The organism is Nocardia sp. NPDC049526, assembly GCF_044465765.1.
In the GTDB taxonomy this organism is placed as follows: Bacteria; Actinomycetota; Actinomycetes; order Mycobacteriales; family Mycobacteriaceae; genus Nocardia.
This window is the reverse complement of the sequence record NZ_JBITMA010000010.1, coordinates 195,168-213,083: the sequence shown is the minus strand read 5'-3', so window position 1 is coordinate 213,083 and position 17,916 is coordinate 195,168. Positions and strand designations below refer to the sequence as shown.

At 64.8% G+C, this 17,916-nt stretch carries 18 protein-coding genes; 7 read left to right on the top strand and 11 right to left on the bottom strand.

Annotated features, from left to right (window positions below; all coding sequences use genetic code 11):
* The first annotated feature begins 52 nt into the window (after positions 1-52).
* Together ACIBW7_RS29950 and ACIBW7_RS29945 are read left to right on the top strand one after the other, a co-directional pair.
* Positions 53-304 carry a hypothetical protein gene (locus tag ACIBW7_RS29950; protein ID WP_397052074.1) on the top strand — a complete coding sequence of 84 codons (252 nt, stop codon included), beginning with the start codon at positions 53-55 and terminating at the stop codon, positions 302-304.
* Between the two features lie 471 nt (positions 305-775).
* Complete coding sequence (locus tag ACIBW7_RS29945) at positions 776-1,078, top strand: hypothetical protein (protein WP_397052072.1); 303 nt, start codon at positions 776-778, stop codon at positions 1,076-1,078.
* Positions 1,079-1,248: 170 nt separating this feature from the next.
* Here ACIBW7_RS29945 and ACIBW7_RS29940 read toward each other — a convergent pair whose 3' ends face one another.
* The 3 genes from ACIBW7_RS29940 to ACIBW7_RS29930 form a co-directional block, all read right to left on the bottom strand.
* A complete protein-coding gene (locus ACIBW7_RS29940; RefSeq protein WP_397052070.1) occupies positions 1,249-1,791 on the bottom strand; it encodes an RICIN domain-containing protein in 543 nt (180 codons plus the stop codon).
* Positions 1,792-2,008: 217 nt separating this feature from the next.
* Entirely contained in the window at positions 2,009-2,230 is a 222-nt protein-coding gene (locus tag ACIBW7_RS29935) for a recombinase family protein (RefSeq protein ID WP_397052068.1), read from the bottom strand.
* Positions 2,231-2,373: 143 nt separating this feature from the next.
* Positions 2,374-2,532 carry a hypothetical protein gene (locus tag ACIBW7_RS29930; RefSeq protein WP_397052066.1) on the bottom strand — a complete coding sequence of 53 codons (159 nt, stop codon included), beginning with the start codon at positions 2,530-2,532 and terminating at the stop codon, positions 2,374-2,376.
* Positions 2,533-2,780: 248 nt separating this feature from the next.
* Between ACIBW7_RS29930 and ACIBW7_RS29925 the strand changes: the two genes are divergently transcribed.
* Complete coding sequence (locus ACIBW7_RS29925) at positions 2,781-3,827, top strand: hypothetical protein (RefSeq protein WP_397052064.1); 1,047 nt, start codon at positions 2,781-2,783, stop codon at positions 3,825-3,827.
* Between the two features lie 923 nt (positions 3,828-4,750).
* Here the strand turns inward: ACIBW7_RS29925 and ACIBW7_RS29920 are convergent.
* The 5 genes from ACIBW7_RS29920 to ACIBW7_RS29900 all read right to left on the bottom strand — a co-directional run bounded on the left by ACIBW7_RS29920 (position 4,751) and on the right by ACIBW7_RS29900 (position 7,617).
* On the bottom strand, positions 4,751-5,068 hold the full coding sequence (locus tag ACIBW7_RS29920) for a DUF222 domain-containing protein (RefSeq protein ID WP_397052062.1): 318 nt from the start codon (positions 5,066-5,068) through the stop codon (positions 4,751-4,753).
* 203 nt (positions 5,069-5,271) lie between these two features.
* Positions 5,272-5,733, bottom strand: a complete 462-nt coding sequence (locus ACIBW7_RS29915) for a phage tail protein (protein WP_397052060.1) — start codon at positions 5,731-5,733, stop codon at positions 5,272-5,274.
* Between the two features lie 256 nt (positions 5,734-5,989).
* Complete coding sequence (locus ACIBW7_RS29910) at positions 5,990-6,283, bottom strand: hypothetical protein (RefSeq protein ID WP_397052058.1); 294 nt, start codon at positions 6,281-6,283, stop codon at positions 5,990-5,992.
* 331 nt (positions 6,284-6,614) lie between these two features.
* A complete protein-coding gene (locus ACIBW7_RS29905) occupies positions 6,615-6,770 on the bottom strand; it encodes a hypothetical protein (RefSeq protein ID WP_397052056.1) in 156 nt (51 codons plus the stop codon).
* 16 nt (positions 6,771-6,786) lie between these two features.
* Positions 6,787-7,617 (bottom strand): alpha/beta fold hydrolase, encoded by an 831-nt coding sequence (locus ACIBW7_RS29900; protein WP_397052054.1) that lies wholly within the window; start codon positions 7,615-7,617, stop codon positions 6,787-6,789.
* 63 nt (positions 7,618-7,680) lie between these two features.
* On the opposite strand from ACIBW7_RS29900, the gene ACIBW7_RS29895 reads away from it, so the two are divergent.
* Positions 7,681-8,223: a helix-turn-helix domain-containing protein gene (locus ACIBW7_RS29895; protein WP_397052052.1), complete on the top strand. Its 543-nt coding sequence runs from the start codon at positions 7,681-7,683 to the stop codon at positions 8,221-8,223.
* 868 nt (positions 8,224-9,091) lie between these two features.
* Positions 9,092-9,856 carry a tetratricopeptide repeat protein gene (locus ACIBW7_RS29890; RefSeq protein ID WP_397052050.1) on the top strand — a complete coding sequence of 255 codons (765 nt, stop codon included), beginning with the start codon at positions 9,092-9,094 and terminating at the stop codon, positions 9,854-9,856.
* A gap of 345 nt (positions 9,857-10,201) precedes the next feature.
* Here ACIBW7_RS29890 and ACIBW7_RS29885 read toward each other — a convergent pair whose 3' ends face one another.
* The 3 genes from ACIBW7_RS29885 to ACIBW7_RS29875 form a co-directional block, all read right to left on the bottom strand.
* Positions 10,202-10,807, bottom strand: a complete 606-nt coding sequence (locus ACIBW7_RS29885; protein ID WP_397052048.1) for a hypothetical protein — start codon at positions 10,805-10,807, stop codon at positions 10,202-10,204.
* A gap of 202 nt (positions 10,808-11,009) precedes the next feature.
* Positions 11,010-11,423, bottom strand: coding sequence for an RICIN domain-containing protein (locus tag ACIBW7_RS29880; RefSeq protein ID WP_397052047.1), 414 nt, complete (start codon positions 11,421-11,423; stop codon positions 11,010-11,012).
* 723 nt (positions 11,424-12,146) lie between these two features.
* Positions 12,147-13,880: an amino acid adenylation domain-containing protein gene (locus ACIBW7_RS29875; protein ID WP_397052045.1), complete on the bottom strand. Its 1,734-nt coding sequence runs from the start codon at positions 13,878-13,880 to the stop codon at positions 12,147-12,149.
* Positions 13,881-13,997: 117 nt separating this feature from the next.
* On the opposite strand from ACIBW7_RS29875, the gene ACIBW7_RS29870 reads away from it, so the two are divergent.
* Both ACIBW7_RS29870 and ACIBW7_RS29865 read left to right on the top strand, forming a co-directional pair.
* Positions 13,998-17,012: an amino acid adenylation domain-containing protein gene (locus ACIBW7_RS29870; RefSeq protein ID WP_397052043.1), complete on the top strand. Its 3,015-nt coding sequence runs from the start codon at positions 13,998-14,000 to the stop codon at positions 17,010-17,012.
* Positions 17,012-17,809, top strand: a complete 798-nt coding sequence (locus ACIBW7_RS29865; protein ID WP_397052041.1) for a pyrroline-5-carboxylate reductase family protein — start codon at positions 17,012-17,014, stop codon at positions 17,807-17,809. The genes ACIBW7_RS29870 and ACIBW7_RS29865 overlap by 1 nt, the downstream gene beginning before the upstream one ends.
* The last annotated feature ends 107 nt before the right edge of the window (positions 17,810-17,916 follow it).

Genomic DNA, 17,916 nt, shown 5'->3' with positions numbered 1-17,916 from the left:
AGGCGTGGGCGATTGCGTATCCGAAGTTGCGTTCGACCCGGGTGAGTGTGGTGTGTCGGAGCCAGTGAGTGGTTATCTGTTGTGCTGCGACCCAGAGCAGGTGGCGTCCGATTCGATTCCAGAGGTGGTCGTAGCGGCGGCGGGTGAGCGGGCGCGCGCGAAATTGATCGGGCCGGAATATTACGGGTGCTACAACACGATGGTGGGGATCGGCATTCTGGCGGGCAACCTGGCAACCGGTGCGGTGATCGGCGCCGCCCGCGCGGCCGGAGTCGATTGGGCGTGTGGTCCGGGATCATCGTGATCGGCGTGATCGCCGGTTCGCGTTGCACCGGCTCGAACGGACCCAGCCCGGGTACAACGAGCGCCGCGCACCCGCGGCCGCAGCAATCCGGCGGGCGTCATCGACTGCCCGACACCCGCAAAAGGCGGGCCGAGCGCCGATCGGCCGAACATCGGACGGCATCGGGGCCACACGAATTCGGCCTTCAATGGGCCCCCATCGCCACCTCAGCAGCGAACGACCCGAGCAACTCGATTCAGCCACCGTCGCAGCGTCTCTGGAGTCGCTCGAGATCGAAGCAGGCCCAGGCAGGCCGCGAATTCCAGGGCGAGCTAGGCCGGGCGCAACCCGCGGGTTCGCGAATCGCAGCGGTCACCACACGATGTCGTTTCGCGAGACCGAGAATTTGCGCTCGAGCACTGTCGGACTGGGGACCAAGCGGCCACCGCCAGCGCCTCGGCGATTTGACCTATCGCGCGCTGCGCGTATGGCTTGACCATCGCCGCAACCTGGCCCAACAGCCCGAATCAGCACGTCCTCGTCAGCAAACGCACCTCACTCGGCACCGGACCGGTCTCCCACGAATTCGTACGATTCACCCTGGGCCCCAACGGTTTCAGCATCGACCGGATCCGCGCCGACCGCATCCTCCACGAGGCGCTCACCGGCGGCCCGGACCCGCTGCGCCTGTCGATGGTGTTCAACATCAGCCACGAAACCGCGCTGCGCTACACCACCATCGCCGAGCAGCTGCTCGCCGATGAGCTCGAGCAGCCGGCCCTCGGGAACCGTTAGAATCCGGCTGCGAACCCACCGCGATTTCGTGCATTCGTCCGTCGAAACGCCGTGAGTTCCAGCTGAAATCGCTTCAGTCCGGCTGAACCCACGGGAGAGCTCGGAATCCTGGAGCCGGCCCCCGCCGCAAAGTTGCCGGGCGGCGCGTATCGAGCTGGCGCGAGGCAGTGTCAGCGGGGTGGGAGGAAGCGCCAATTCTGTTGCGGCACATCGAGGCAGGTCCACTGATGGAGCGGGTCACCGTCGCCGTTTCCGCCATGATCGACGTCGAGGCATGAGTGGTTGTCGGTGTTGCCCGAGCGGAATTTCCACATATTGTTGCCGAGATAAACCGGCGTCCACACCTGCGCTGGGATGTTCTCGCAACCCATGACTCGAATCGGGGCGCCGTCGACGCGGCTCCCATTCTCCACGTCGAGGCACAGCGCCGATTTTCCCGGCCGCGTCAGAACGAACTTCTTGTCGGTTCCCGGCGCTCCCGCGCCGTCGATGAACCAGTGTTGGGCGTAGTCATCTTGGCAAGTCATCTGGAGCGTGCGCGAGGTCGGAAACACGGGGAATTCTTTGAACCGGGGCGCGGCGTCCATGCACTTGCCGCTGTTGACGTTCTGTAATCGAAAGACGCCGGTTGGCAGTGACGATGGAGCAGCGGTGGCAGGTGCGGCCGTGGCCGCCGCGAGGATTCCGATCGCTAGGACAATGATCTTCCGCATGTCGCACTTCCCCTCCGATGCAGGCCCGGAGGCCCGACTACCAGCAAAGTATCCCAGTCGCCAGAGCGAGAGACCAGCGCCGGACCGGTCGGTTCTCGGAGCGCGGATGCCGACCGAACCGGCGGCCAGGTGCGCACCCCCCACATTCCTGACCCACGCCCCGCATCAGTAGACGAATCAGCTTGAGCGCGAAGCTACTTTGCGGCTGGGGACAGCTTCAGGATTCCGGGACCCGCGCGGATTCGAGTCCCTCGAGGGTCCCTTCGCTGATGAGGTCCGCGGTCATCTCGTCCATCGCGGCGATGACGTGGAACACGAATTGTCCGGCGGGGGTGGTGGTGTCGATTCCCTGCTCGAGCACGATCAGGTCGATGCCGGTTCGTCGAGCCGGATCACTCTCACCGACATCACCCCCGTCGAAACACGCTCGCCGAAGCACGGTCCGAATCCGACCGGGGCACAACCGCAATCGTCATGGTTTGCCCGACACCACTGAGTCCGGGAATCGGTTCTGGGGCCGTTGTAACTTGTCCGCGTCGTAGAAACCGCGCGCCCAGTACGAGTTTGGTTCGGCCAGCCTGATCACACCGAACCACCAGATGGGGTGGATGAGCACACCGACGGCGAGCATGCCGAATTTGCCTTCAACGCGGTGACGACGATGGGCAGGACGAACAGGACAGCAAATGCCGTGATGCCCGGCAAAGCGGCCAGCACATCGGTGGCGCCTGAGTCTTGCATGGGGTCTCGATTCATCGAGGGCTGATAGCGCACAGCACGCTAGCCAGACATCGCGGGACCCCTCCTGAACTCGCCTGTGACGAGCGGCGCTAGATTCCGAAAACCTGTGTCTACCAGCGGTCTACGCCATATCCGCGCGATTTCGGCGGATACTACGGCTACTCCGTGACCGAAGCACTTCTCCGGAAGGAAACATCCGGCCGGTCCGGTGCGATCTACTTAGGGATTGCGGCTGGCGGGAGGGCGCGATGGACATCAAGCTGGCGACCAGACTGGCGACGATCGCCGCTTCGGTGGCCCCTGGGATGCTCTGGCTGGGTGTCGCCGCGCAGTTCGCCGAGGCGATCGTCACCCACCTGGACAGCAGCGAGTTCGAGCAGAACACCCGGAGAGCGCTGAATGATCTCAGGTATGAGGTGAGTCAGGTCAGCACGCAGGTTGCCCGTCAGACCTACCGGCATCATATGGGTACCGGCCGCCGGATCCTGCAGGATCTTCGGTTGCACCAGACTCCGGAGCGGTACCAGCAGGCTGTCGAGAACGCGAAGACGGAGTTCCAGCGGGCCAGCGCCGTTGCCAAGGACCTGGGGAGCTCCGATCTGGTGATCACAGCGGAACTGGCCATCACCGGGTGCTGGTATCTGCTGCAGTCCCCGGAGGGTGTGCGGGCCACGCTGGACGCCGCCCTCACGATCGCAGAACACAATGTGTTGCTCGGCGACCGGGCAGTGGTCAACCGCTATCGGCAGGTGCTGAGCCTGTGTCGGACCTTCGGTGTGGTGTCCGCGATCTCGGTGGACCCGATCGACCCGGCCAAGGCACCCCGGCTGGGCGCGGCACTCACCGCCCACGCCCCACTCGGCGTTTGGGCAGACCTGTGGGGCGCGTGCGTGCTGGTCACAGCAGTCGGACACGGGGCGGCGAACGTGCAGTTCGACAACCAGACCGCCGTCGCGGTGACCGTCCGGCTACGCCCACTGGCCGGGGAGCCCCTGCCCGGCGCGCGGCTGATGGACACACTGAACGGCGCCGCGGTCACCGACGCCTACCGGGTGAACCCGGACGCGAACGTCTTGCTGGAGCTGCGGCTGATCCGCCCGTCGAAGGCCCGGCTCGCCATCACCGTCGCACTGCCCGTCGCCTGGGGACGACCAGGTGCCCAGGTCGGCCCCTCTATCGCCTTCCTGCTTCCCAAGCCGGGCAAGTTGCCCGCCGCGCCACCACAACAGCAGCAGGTCCAGCCGGGGTACGCCGGCCAGTATCTGCTGCCGCCGGGTTACCGGCCGTACCAGTAACCCGGCCCGTGCCACCTTGGCCTGGCGTGGGAGGTGTCGTGGCCCGTGGGGGCGCCCGGCCTATGTGTCGGCGACTTCGCTGACGATCTCAGCGAGATCGGTTGCGCCGCAATCATCTCCAGCTGCGGGACTGCGCTGGTCGCACGACGGCGCCCAAGCGCCAACTGCGCCTGGGCGAACCTGCGTCCCCGGTCCCGGAACGGGTCGCCGATCTCCTTGTCGCTTGGATCGACAGCCGCCCCAACTCGGATGCGGACCTCGTGAAATTTCCGTGCAAGCTGATAGCAATAGCGCTCTTGTGGGGGAACGTAATCCGTAGCTGCATCTCGCGCGGGTGGATGTCGATAAACGTTCTTGGGTTTCTCGACATCCCGGCTTTGGTATGGCGGCCGCGGCTTTGGATCCACGTGGCCGCGCGGAGCGGCGCGAGCGGGTCGATTCCGATGTGCACGAGTGTATTCGGCGGCAGTCTCAGTGGCCGAGAACTGATAATCTACACCGTTGGTGACCCCTTGTATGTCCGGTTTCGGTTGTGCCGCTGCCAGATTCGACCGTCTGCAACGATGCCCGCGCGTGAATCCAGGATAGGCGAATGCCCATCGGCGTAGCCGACGCCGGAGGCGCCCGGCTGGGTGCCGGTGAGGCCGAGCTGGGCGGCCACGCCCAGCGGGAGCAGGAATGTCGTTGAGGTGTGCCCGAGCAGGTCATCGAGCCCTGTCCGGTCGATGATTCGCCAGCGCGGAGTCTCTGCTCCCTTCCCCGGTCTGTCGACGGATGTGCGCCTTGGATGGTGTCTGCGCTACCGCGTGATCCATGCATGAACTTCGAACATCACAGCCATGCTCGAATTCGATCCTCGTTCGTCCGGTCGAGATGAGCTCGGCTCGTTGATCTTTCAGAGCTCGAAGCACCCGGGCTCGGCCTCAGCTCGCGGCCGCCAGCACCCTCCACATCTTTCTGGTACGCGAGCGGATCTGCGGAGCCGCGTATTCGATTCGCCGGCGCGCTTCGTCAGCACTGATCCGCAGCAGGTCGGTCAACAGCTCCACGGTGTCCCGATAGCCGGTGTCTGCGGCGAGGCCACGACGCTCGGCTTCGGCGACGGCCGCGCGCATGGCAGCATCCAGTCGCCTCCGGCGGCGTTCGGTTTCGACGAGGGTGCGCAGCAAGTCGACATCGGCCAGTTCCGGCCATCCTGGTGTTCGAGCATCCGGCGCCAGCGCGGTCGAATGTATGTTCACCCGCAGCAGCCTACCTCAAGCCTAGAACATATGTTCGATAACTCGACTTGTCGGTCATGCCCGAGTCGGTGTCACTGGATGAAGAACACGTTCCCTACGGGAACGCTTGTGTGATTGCCGCGCCTCCCACAAGGTTGCCGATCGCATTGGCGCCGCTCATGAGAGTAGTTTGCAGACCGAAGGTCGCGTGTCGTTGCCGCCGGTCAGTATTCGTTCTTGATGACGAAGTAGGAGCCGCGAATCGTCCCGGCCAACTTCGACTTCTGCCTCGCGAACTTGAACGAGCCGAGTTCCTCGGGGACGTCCATCCCTTCGGAGAGTTTGAATCCGACCGCCCGCTTGTCGCTGCCGTCGACGGAATACATGACGTTGATGGCGAGCCCGTTCTCGTAGAAGACATAGGCGAAGCGAATATTCGCCACCTCGAACGCCGTGGCTTCCAGGGGCCGTGACGAGATGACGATGCCGCGTTCCTCTTCGAGGATCCGGCTCACCCAGTCGACGGTCGATTCGGCATCTCCCGCAGGTTCCACCGTGAAGTCGTGGCCGTACTTGTTCCTGAAATATCGGGCCTCGTTCGCCCGCAGGCCGGCCAGGGCATCCGCGACCGGCGACGATTCCAGGCCGACGGTCGATACGGTGGTGAAGTCCACGGTGTAGGGCATGGCGAACTCCTCAGCGAATTTGTCCGTTCAACTTCCTGAACCGGGTATCCATCTCGTCCCGAGACGGCATGGCGAGGTTGAATCGAGCTGGACTCTACAACGCCGTGGGACCACCGCGTGGAGTGCGAAGCGGTCGAACGGACGTATGCAGTGCTCATAGGGTGAGCCAGGCGGAGACGACCTGGTCGGCGCGGCGTGTCGCAAGGTGCGCACAGCCGAATTTCAATGCGCCCGAGATGCGGCTATGTGTGGACGTTCAGCGCCTGCTTACGTCGCCCTGGTAATCAGTCAGGAGTCGCGCCGCCGCGTCTGCTATGAACGCGGACAAGGCACCCTCCACCGCGCGCTCCCGGGATCTGAGATCTGTCAAATTCTCGGCCTTGATCAGATCGTTGACATGGGCCGCCGCTGTGTCCAGCAGTGGTTCGGGACGCGCGGACACCAGCTCCAAACGCAGCTTCGCGGCGTGTGCGAGACTGCCCAGCCGGTCGGCCTCTCCGTACGCCGCAGCGGTATCGCCGGAGTCCGCCTTTCGGAGCCAAAGAGTCACCAGACCGCGCCTCAGGTCTGCAAGCGCTGCAGCGCACTCACTGTAGGCAGCTATCCGCTCTTGCCGAAGACGTTCAGCGCGTGCAATGTTCTCTGCTCTGATGGCATTTCGTCGCTGAAACCCGTATGTCGTAACCGAGCCGAGCAATGTGCCGACAATAGCAACGACGCTTGCCCAGACAGCGCTCATATGACACCCCTCGATCATGACGCAAGCCCAAAGCGATTGCTGCTCAGGCTTGCTCACGACGATCCATATAGATGATCAACCCAGCTCCGAATCATATCGGCGCCGAGTGGCCCAACTGCACACAGAACAGCCGGGACCCGGATTACGGCCTGAACGCACCGGCCACTTCCAATTCGATCGAATCGATCTCGTCATCAACCGGTGCGTAGGGACCAGCCATGTAGGTCGGAAGGGGCGTTTCGCTCTCGAACTCGGGTGATTGCTGTCGCGGGTCCTCGGCTTTGCCGGATTGCTCCATAACTGCTCCCGCGATGCTAAGCGTTCACCAGTCGGCGAACCGCGGCAGCGACTTGCTCGGGTCGCTCGGCGGGGATGATGTGCTCGGAGACGGCATCCTCGTATTGTCCGCCGACCTGTTCGGCGTATCTGTTCTGGTATTCGCGCATGAGGTCGAGATTGCGAGCCTGGTAGCGGGCGGCATGTATTGCCGAGATGACGATGATGCCGGATTTCGGCGGTTCTGGTGGGCAGCGGCGGAATTCGTCGATCGCCCCCGCGACGGCCGCTATTTCATGCCGGGTTGTGGCGAGCCCAGCGGGGGTAAAGTCCTCGGCCAGCATGGTCGCGTAGCTGTCGGCGGGGAACTTGCGCCCATAGGAGCGGGTCAGCATCCGCATGAGCGGTGGAAAGTGGCTCAGTGCCTGCTGCACGGCGAGGATGCGGTCGGTCTTCTTGGCGGTCGGCGCCCAATTGTCGTAATTCGGAGCGGCTTCCGGTGTCGGGTCGATGAGGACGAGCCCGGTTGGCGACAGCGTTTCGGCGGCGCGACGGACGATGAGCCCACCCATGCTGTGGCCCACCAGGATCACCCGCCCTGGCGTGAGCGCCTGGACCAACGCCACCAGGGTGGCCGCCATGTCGTCGATGGTCTGCGGTTCGGCGGCGCTGCCACTGCGGCCGCGACCGGCCCTGTCGTAGACGACGGTATGCGCGATTTCCCCCAGTAACGGCACCACCCGATCCCAGAGCGTCCGCCCGGCGCCCCCACCGGATTCGAACACCACCCAGGTGTCCCCGGTCCCGGACTCTTCGAAGTAGATCTCGGTGCCGTTCACCATCATTCGACGCCCAGGAACATCCCGCATCACGGTCACCCTTCCGTTCAATACCAACTTTGGGAACGGTACCATATGTGGGATAGTTACGATATGGACCCGACCGAATTGCTGCTCCACCCGGTGCGATTGCGCATCATCCACGCACTGTCCGGCGGCCGATTACGCACCGCAGGAGAGTTGTGCGACCGCATGCCCGATGTGTCCCGGACCAGCGTCTACCGGCAGCTCGGCCTGCTCGCGGAGGGCGGAATGCTCGAGATCGGTGACGAGCGACGCGTGCGCGGCGCAGTGGAACGTTCCTACCGATTGCGACCCGACCGCCCGACCGTCTCCCCCGAGGCGAGCAGCGCGATGACCCCGAACGATCACCGCCAAGGGTTTGCGGCCGCCATGGCCGTCCTGATCGCCGAGTTCAACGCCTACCTCGATCAAGCCGACGCCGACCCCAGCGCCGACGCGGTCGGCTACCGCCAAGCCACGCTCTGGCTCAGCCCCGAGGAGCTCGACACCATGCTCACCGGCTTCCGCGACCTCGTCGCACCCCTCGCGGCGAACCAGCCCGGGCCGGGTCGCAGACCGTACTTGATCAGCCCGATCCTTTTCCCAGGCGAGAAACCAGCATCGTCGAGCTGACAGTGCTACCGCACGTTCGCCGCACCCGGCACGCCGACAGCTTCGGGACTCCGGGGTCCCAGGTATCGCCACGGATTGAAACTTCGATCGTTGCAGGCGATTCGCTGCTGGTCACCCACGACGTTTGCAGATCCTGGGTCCCGGTCCAGCTCGCAAGCTCGCTGTGTCGGCCTGAGTCAAGGCTCGGCAACAAGATCAGCGAGTTCTCACTGCGGGAAATCGGGCAAGGAAGGACGCCCACTGGACATCCGCTCATAGCCGCATACCGAGCGACCGACCCTAGCCGACGCTTGGGGTGCGCGGTGGTCTCCGATGTACTAGCGCAGCGCCGATCGCCGACAACTCGGTGACTTTCAGCAGTTCACGCCATGGCTTAATCTGCCGAATGCCTACCGGCCTGATCCGAATCTCTGGTCCATCGGCCGTCAGGGTGTTCAGGTTGTGGAGCGTCAGGCCCACTCATTTACGCAGTTCAGGGCCATTCTTTGTATCATCCCTTTTCTTGTTTCACGGCTCAGTGTGTCAACGGGTGGGAAGTCGCGCATAGGTGGCCCTGCATCTCGGATAACCGCAATCCAGGGTGCCGATCGCACATCGGTCAGGTGGCGCGCCCAATCGTCCACTCGGGCAGCGGTGCACGGCGGCTGGACATCCGCGAACGTGATCGAGGGGCCGGAGCTGAGTCATGCCCGTCGAGCAGCCGAGCCTGACGGCGGTCTCGGTGCCCGCGTTCGGTGACTACCGGCGGGTAGGTTGCTGCCCGGACGTCAGGTAGCGCCCGAGTCGCGTGCGGCGGTGCTTGCCAGGGGTGCGAATACGTACTGGCGCAGCGCGATACGGTCGGGGGTGAGCGCAGGGAAGGTTCGGTATGAATGGTGATGGTGGGGCGGCGGCGTTCGAGCGTGCTGAGGCGTTGACGCGTGCGGACCGTGCGGCGGAGGCGGAGCCGGAATATAGGGTGGCGGCGTCGGCCGGGCATGTCGGTGCGATGCGGACGTTGGGCATGCGGGCTGTCGAACGCGACGATGAGTCCACCGCCGAGACGTGGTGGGTGCAGGCGGCCGCGGCTGGGGATGCGAAAGCGATGCACAACCTCGGGTTTCTGAAATCCGAACAGCGGCAGCTCGCTGAATCGGAACGCTGGTATCGGGCTGCGGCGGGGGGTGGGAATGCTGACGCGGCATTCAATCTGGCATTGCAGCTGGTCGAGCGAGGGGATAGAGAGGAGGCAGTCGAATTCTATGCGCAGGCCGCCGAGGCGGGGGATACGAAGGCGATGAGCAACCTCGGCAACCTGCTGTCGGAGCTGGGACGGGACGAGGAGGCCGAGCGGTGGTTGCTGGTGGCCGTCGGCGCTGGTTCCGGTGCGGCGATGGCCAACCTCGGCTCGTTGTACTTCCGGTGCGAGCGGGTCGCGGAGTACGAAACGTGGTGGCGCCGTGGGGCCGCGGCGGGCGATGTCACCTCCATGTACAACTTGGCGGTGGTCCTCGAGGTACGGGACCGAGACGAGGCGGCGGAGTTCTTTCGCGCCGCCGCCGCGGCCGGCCACCCGTATGCCGAGGAAAAACTGCAGGGGCTGCTGACCGGCTGGACACGCGGCGGCGCGCCGTACATCGCCGGGATCTTCTGACCCGCCGGAACCGGTGCCTGCCAGGTCGACTCGAGGCTTCTCGGAGCCATCCACGGCTGGTGGCGTCCTCGGCGAGCCTGTGTTCCAGGCAGAGTCGATCGTTCAGTCGGGGCGCGTATTCGGTGGTGGTCAGAAATTTGGAGCAGGTGAGGAAGAGGTCGCATTCGCAGGGCCTTCCTCGGGCAGGCGCAGGCAGTGGCCGAGTTCGAGTGCGGTCCTGTAGTAGTGCTTTGCAGCCAGTCGATCGTGGTTCGGGGTCGCTCGTTGTTGCGGAGTGCTGCGGCGGCGGGTCCGGCGATGAGGGAGCCTGGTTGGAATGCGTCTTTATCTTGGCGACCCCGCCGATCAGGATTGAGACTCCATCAGCTGTGTAAACCAGTTGTTAAATTTGATCTGGTAATCGTATAAAATCGCTGAGGAACCCAGCAGAGCGTTTGCATCTTGCTCGGACTCTAGGCCGGACAAGTATGCATTCAAATTATGCCACATGGAGGTCGTGTATCCGGAGAATTTAGATAACAGTGGCAAGATGGCGGCCATGTAGTCCGCGCTTTCTTGACCGAGCGCTTTCGATCTCGCCTCCAGGTCGTCGTTCAGATCGCTCACACTCGAGTTATTGTCCGATATCTGCTGCTTGAGAATATTCGCGAAATCCGCCTGGCTTATTTGACCCGATACGCGCTTTTCTGCAGCCGACTCGACGCATGGATAATTGTCCTCAATCTGATTTGAGGTGGGCTGTTGCGCATATGTCCAGAAAAGGTCCTGAACTGGGGGTGGGATTTGGTAGAGCTGGGCTCGTGCGAGGTGATCGGGTAGCTCGTACTCGGGCGGCGCATCGTGACCGGCCGCGATGGCTTCCGCTCGGGCTCTACGATGTGCATGCATGGCGTCGATAGTGGCTTGGAATTCTCGCGATGACAGCATGCCGGGCTTGGGGGGCGTGACCATTGTTTTCCCTTTCATGGAGAGGGTTCGGCTTGTCGAATCAGTCCTGGCGGACCGGTAGAGAAGTGGCGCGGCAGCGGTCACTCGATTCAATTCATTGCAGCCATCGAACCGCACCGGGCTTGCGGGGTGCCGGACTGCTGAGGTCGCATATTCAACCGTTTCCGGATGATGTGTATCTCTGGCCGTGGCCTGCTGGTGGTGCCTATACAGGCTGGAAGCGCCAGAACCCGAGAAATGGATCCTCCCAAGGGCCGACCAGGATCTGCCCACCAGCCTGCCAGATGAGGATATTCATGATGTCTTTGTTGAATACGGTGATGTCTGTTCCCTGATCAGCGTCGCCGTCGATCCTCCACAGAAAGTTGTCGCCGTCGGGACGATCCTGGCAGAGGGGAACAGACCCTTCGTATATTGCAGGGGCTGCGAGCTGGGCGCCTGTTTCTTTACTGATGACGAGGAACTTGTCACGTCCCTCTTTCTGCACAGTCCACTGCTGCCGGGCGTCGTTGTCTTTAGACGGTTGCAAGCTCACATTGACTCGATTGGCGCTGAGCGCCATCGCGTCGCCGGAATCGCGGAAGATGATCTGGTACGTGCGATCGGTCAACTCAGCCATGGTCTTGCCCTCACTGTGTGAGCGCACCGTCACCGAGCTTCCCACCGCCGGTACACGCTGCGCTGATCTCGTAGTCGTCGTCCAGGGCGAATCTCCAAGATCAAGTAAACCAGGATGACCGCCATACCGGACCGGATCCCACCAACCCGAGCAGTCGTCACACCACCTCGTCGAACGGACCGGTGATGTGTACCGACCGCCAACGAGTGAGCTTGGAATCAGGCCGGCGTGTCGGGTCTTAGCCCGGTCAACACATGTTTCTGGTGTCGGGTGTGAGAACACGGCGTTGATCAACGCCAGCGTCAAGCCTAGGGGAACAGCGCCGATGACTATCGCGGCAGGTTCGCGCTCGAGCCGTGCGCTGCTGATTGCGGATGGCGCAATGAATTCGTGGAACGTGGGAAGCTGTGGCGGGGCGCCGGGCCAGGTCGGCGGTGCGACGTGTCCGAGATAGGTTGACGGCAACAGCATTCTGGCGTCGATGTCGCCGCCGTCGCAGTACCAGTCCAGGAAAGCGGCTATAGAACGAGCGCGACAGTGATGAGTTCGATCTCCCCGGATCCGCCTGTTGTTGCTGTGAGCGGTGGGCGATGGTGTGGAGGACAAGTGTTCGATCACTGGCAGGAACGTGCCGAACGATCCGAGTAAGGTTGGCCGGCAGTATTACTCGATGTGCTCGCTTGGCACACGATGCGCTCGAGTTCGCGCAGAACTCGGCTGGTGCTATGGCGACTGAACGGCGTGCCGTCGGCGGGCAGGGCGGATATCGGACCAGAGCGTGCGGACAAGTGCACGGCACTCCTCGATGGTCCCGGGGATGCCGACTGCTGTCCAGCCGGTGGGCACGCGACGGTGGGCGGGCCAGATCGCGTATTGATCGTCCTCGTTGACCACGATTGTGCGCAGGGTCGGGTCGGAGCCCGGTGACTTCGGCGGCGCGACGCCGTCGAGCAGGCGGCGTCGATCGAGTTTGCCGTGGGCGGTGACCGATGCCTCGGCGCGCAGCACATAGACGTCGGGCCGAAGGTGGTCGGGGACCGTGGCAGCCATGTGCTCGCGCAGGTCCGAGTCGTTGGCGGCGGACTCGGCGCGCAGCGTCACGTACGCGGCAAGGTATTTGCCGCGTCGGTCGTTGTGTTCCGCGCTCACGTAGGTGGTGACGACGTCGGGGTGGTTCAGCAGCGCCTGTTCGACTTCGCCGGGTTCGATTCGGCGACCCCGGATTTTGAGTTGGTTGTCGAGGCGACCCAGGAACTCCATCCCGCCATAGCCGATCGTGCGCACGCGGTCGCCGGTTCGGTAGAGCCGGTCGCCGGGCCGGGGCGCGTGCGGGTCCGGGGCGAACCGCTCCGCGGTGAGTTCGGGGGCGCCGAGGTAGCCGCAGGCCAGTCCCGCTCCGGCGATGCACAATTCGCCGGGTTCGCCCTCGGGTACCGGGTTCAGGTCCTCGTCGAGGATGTAGGTGCGCACGCCGCTGATGTCGTGACCGATGACCACGACCGAAGGCAGTGGATCGGCACTCGTCTGGACGTGCGCGGTGACGAGCACGGTCGATTCGGTAGGGCCGTAGCCCACGATTATCGAGGTGTCGGGCAGGTGGCGCGCGGCCAGCTCGAGGTGGGCGGGGAAGATGGCCTCGCCGCCGAGCAGCAGATCGCGCAGTGGACGCAGCGCATGCGGCTGTTCTTCCAGGATCAGCCGGAACATGGTGGGCGTGAGGAACGTCGCGGTCGCGCTGTGATCACGGACCAGGCGGGCCATTTCGCCCACCGAAGGCGGTCCGGGCGGTGCGATCGCGAGTCTGCCACCGTTGAGCAAGGCGCCCCAGGTCTCGAATATCGAGGGATCGAAAGTGGGTGCGGTGTGCAGCAGGTAGCACTGATGCGGTCCCACCGTCATGTAGTTCTGGGCGGTTACCAGATTGGCCACCGCCCGGTGCGGAATCGCGACCGCCTTGGGTTTTCCGGTGGAGCCGGAGGTGAACATGATGCACGCGAAGTGATCCGGTCCGACGGAGTCGGACAGCGGCTCGTCCGGATGGTCGATGAGCTCGTCGAACTGCACGGTTCGGACGGTGCCGGGCAGCCGGTCGCGGATGGCGGCATCGGTGATCACCACGGGCACCGCGGCGATCGCGATCTGATCGGCGAGTGCCCTGTCGGGTTGCGCGGGATCCAGGGTCAGGTAGGCGCCGCCCGCGGCCAGGACGGCTAGGTGCGCCATGACGAGTCTTTCGCTACGCGGAAGATGTACGCCGACCGGGACATCGGGCCCGACACCCTGACGGCGCAGGCCAGCCGCGATCCGGCGTGCGGCGGTGGCGAGTTCGGCGTAGTCGTAGCGGCGATCGCCGAATTCCAGCGCCACCGAATCCGGTGTGCGAGTGGACCATTGCAGCACTCGACGGTGGATCGCGGTGTCGGAGGAATCGTCGCCGTACACATCTTCATGGTGCATGTGATCCGCCTGCCCTCCGCGCTGGGTCGAGTCCAATGATGTTATTGCTACAGCGATTTCGCGCATCTTGCCAACCAAGGGAATAGCGGCGCCGCGGTCATGGACGACGCTCGGAGGATGGACAGTCTGTACCACCGGATCCGGCGCGGGATCGAGAACTTCGCCGACACCGTGGCTCTTGTCGACGACGGTCGCGCGCTGACATATCGAGAACTCGGCCATCGAATCGATGCCGTTGCTAATCGGTTGCGGCACACCGGAGTTGGACACGAGCAAGTTACGGCGATCTGTGTCCGCCAGCCCGCGGCGGCGATCGTGTCGGTGCTGGCGGTGTGGGCCGTCGGGGGCGCGTATCTGCCGCTGGACGCGGACTTTCCCGATGAAACGCTGCGCCGCTGGATGGCCGGATCCGTTGTGCGGCTTGTACTTACCGATTCCGAGCAGCAGGAACGACTGTCCGAGCTCGCCGGGGTCCCGGCGGTGATCGTCGACGCGTCGGAACCGGAACCGTCCGTCTCTGGCGACGCACTGTTCGAAGGACCGATCCATCCACGGAATCTGGCGTACGTGATGTTCACCTCCGGGTCCACGGGGGAGCCGAAAGGCGTTGCCGTAGAGCATCAGAGTCTTGCCGCCTACCACACCGCGCTTGCGTCGTACGTCTTGCTCGAGCAGCACCACGTGGTACTTCAGGTGGCGGCGTTCACCTTCGATCCCTGGCTCCGGGATGCGCTGATGCCGCTCGCCGCGGGAGCCAGGGTGGTGGTGACCTCGAAGTCTGTGCGCCGCAACCCGGAGCAACTGCTGGCCGCGGTGCGGGCGCATGGTGTCACCCACCTGTTGAGTGCCACACCTGCCTTGCTCACCGGCTTGGTTACCTCGCCGATGTTCGCCGCCGAACCGCCTCGGCTGGACACCACGTTGGTCAGCGGTGAAAGTTTCCTGCCGCTGCGCGCCTACCCGGCGGCTCTGGCCCGATTCGGCCGCTTGGTCAATCATTTCGGGCTCACCGAGACGACGCTCATCGCCACCCAGCACCCGAGCGATACCGCGACGGCCGGTACCGCCGATGTGATCGGGACGCCGCTGCCGGGGGTATCGGTGCACCTGCTCGACAGCGCGCTGGATCCGGTCGGTCGGGGCGAAGTGGGCGAAATCTACATCGGCGGAACAGGAGTGAGCAGGGGGTATCTCGGCGCGGTCGGCCGCACGGCGGTGCGGTTCGTCGCCGATCCGTTCGGTTCGGCATCCAGTGCAAGGCTCTATCGCACGGGCGATCTGGGACGCCTGCTCCCGGACGGCACGCTGGAGTACCTCGGTCGCCGTGATCGCCAGATCAACCTGCGGGGGCACCGTGTCGAACCCGCGGAGATCGAGTTGGCGCTGACCCGGCATCCCGCTGTTCGTGCTGCGGTCGTCGTCGGTCATCGCCGCCCGGTGCACGGGATCGTCTTGGTCGGCTATGTCGTGGGCGAAAAGGGCACTGCGGGAGGGGTTCTCGACGGCGGTGCGGTGCGGGCACATCTGGCCGGGCTGCTTCCGGCGCACATGATTCCGGCAACGTACGTGTTCCTGGACCGGCTGCCTTTGGGGGCTACCGGCAAGGTGGACCGTTCCGCCTTGCCCGAGCCCGAGTTCGGTGGACGCCGGTCGGGCGCCGAGGACGAAGTCGCTCCGAGCACCGCGGTGCAACGCGCCATTGCCGAGGTGTGGTCGCAGGTGCTCGATGTGGCGGATATCGGTCGCGACGACAACTTCTTCGATCTCGGCGGGCATTCGCTGCTGGCGGCGCGGATCGCGAACCGCCTTGCCACCGAGTTGGGCCGTGACTTCACCACCGAGCGCATTCTGGGCAATCCCACCGTCGCGCTGCTCGCCGCGAATCTGCCGGGAGCGATGGCCGCCGCACGGCCGACGGATGAGTTGGTACGCCGGACCGCGACCCGGTATCCGCTGTCCGTGCTGCAGCGGGGGCTGTGGAATCTGGCGTCGCCCGAAGCGCCGCCACCGGTTGTGGCACGCGCATTCCGGCTGAATGCTCGGCCGGACCTCGAGCGGCTTGCCGGTGCGGTGGCCGCCGTGATGCGCCGACATGCGGTGCTGCGCTGTGTATTCGACGCACCGCCGGGCCGGCCGCCGGGCCAGATCGTGCGGCACCGGGCGAGCGCGGTGGTCAAGACCGCGACGGCGGCTGCCGACGAGATGGCCGCGGAGCTCGCGCTGGCGTGTGCCGCCGTCATGGATGTCACGCGGGGGCAGATCATCGATGTGACCCTGTACGAACACCCGTCGCGAGCGGAGTGGGCGTGCACGTTGCTGGTGCGTTGTCACCGTCTGGTCGCCGATGAGCCTTCGCTCGATGTCCTGGTACGTGAGCTCGGTGAGCTGTACTCGGGGGTTCGAAGCACAGTCGAACCCGTGGCCGGTTACCCGGAGTACGCCCTCGCTCAGGACTCATTGGCGGATGCCGGAAAAGCGTTGCGGTACTGGCGGTCTCTCCTGGACGAGGACGATCGTCTCGCGCAATCGGGGGGTGCGCTGTCCTCGGCACGGCTGTCGCTGCCCGCGGCCGTCGTTCGCCCGCTGCGGGCCGAGGCGCGGTCACTCGGTCTGGACCTGCCCGCGGTATTGCGTACCGCCTTCGCGGTCGCGATCGCGGCCGAGCAACCGGGCGTGAACCGAATTGCGTTGTGTACCACGGTATTACGTCGCCCGGCACCCGAGTGGGAGCCGGTGATCGGACCATTCGCGGGATCAGAGCCTGCGGTGGTCGATGTCGGCGGGCATTCGCTGCGGCAGCTGCTGCCGGCGACCGACCATCTGCGCGACGCCGCCGATTTCCCGGTCGAGTTCCTGTGCGGAGAGCTGGGTTTGTCCTCGTCGATGCTGACCAATCGCGTCCTCGTGCACCCGGCTGCCGCGGAACCGCTGCAGCTCGACGGCATCGAGGCGATGCCGATCGAACTGCCGATCCTCGGCGAACACACCATGCGTTTATTGGAGGTGACCGAACAGGCGGGCGGTCTGACCGGCGGGGTCTATCTGCGCGGCCACGATACGGGGGCGACCGATCGTATCGCCGCACGCGTACTGGAGGTGCTGACCGAATTGGTCGAAGGCCGGAAAGTGTGATGACCGACTTCCAGAACGCCTCGACCGGCGATACCCGGACCTTCGCGACGATCGGCATCGTCGGCGCGGGAAATATGGCGCGCGCCTTGGCAACCGGGTGGGCGACACCGATCCTGTGCACCGACAGCGGCTCGGGACGTGCGGTCGAGCTGGCCGCCGATACCGGCGGCGTCGCCGTGGCGACCAATGCCGAACTCGGCGCCCGTGCGGACGTGATCGTGTTGTGTCACAAGCCCGGACAGCTGGCCGCGGTGGCCCGGGAACTCGATGGGACGCGGGCCGTGGTGGTCTCGGTATTATCCGGCGTGTCGTCCGCACAGCTGAAGGCGGTCTACTACCGGTCGACGGCGGTGCGGGTGACGGTCAATCTCCCGGTCCGGGTACGTGCGGGAATTGTGTCGTTGCCGAGCGGCCAGGGCGTGGACGCGCAAGTGGAGTCAGCGGTGGCGGAACTGTTCGGCAGAGTGGGCACGGTTGTCCGAATCCCGGAACATCAAGTGGGAGCGTTGATTCCGCTGGCCGGTGTGGGTCCCGCACTTGTCGCGATGTTCGCGCAGGCGCAGGCGGATGCCGCCGTCCGCGCTGGATTACCGGCGGAGCTGGCGAGGTCGCTGGCCACCGAGACGCTGCGCGGCACGGCTGCCCTGTTGGCGGAGTTCGAGTACGACACGTTCGCTCTGCGTCGTTCGGTCGCGTCGCCCGGTGGGCCGACCGAACGGGCTCTGGCGGCGGCCGAAGCTCATGGGCTGCCGCGCGCGGTGCGCGCGGCCGCGGCGGCGGCATTGCCCGCCCAGTGACCAACTGGATTGCGGCGCAATGCCTTTTGTGTTTCCACTGCAGGGAACTCGTGCCGTGTGGTGGCGATTTCGCGTCGATATCCTTCTCCGAGACCGAATTTCAGCGT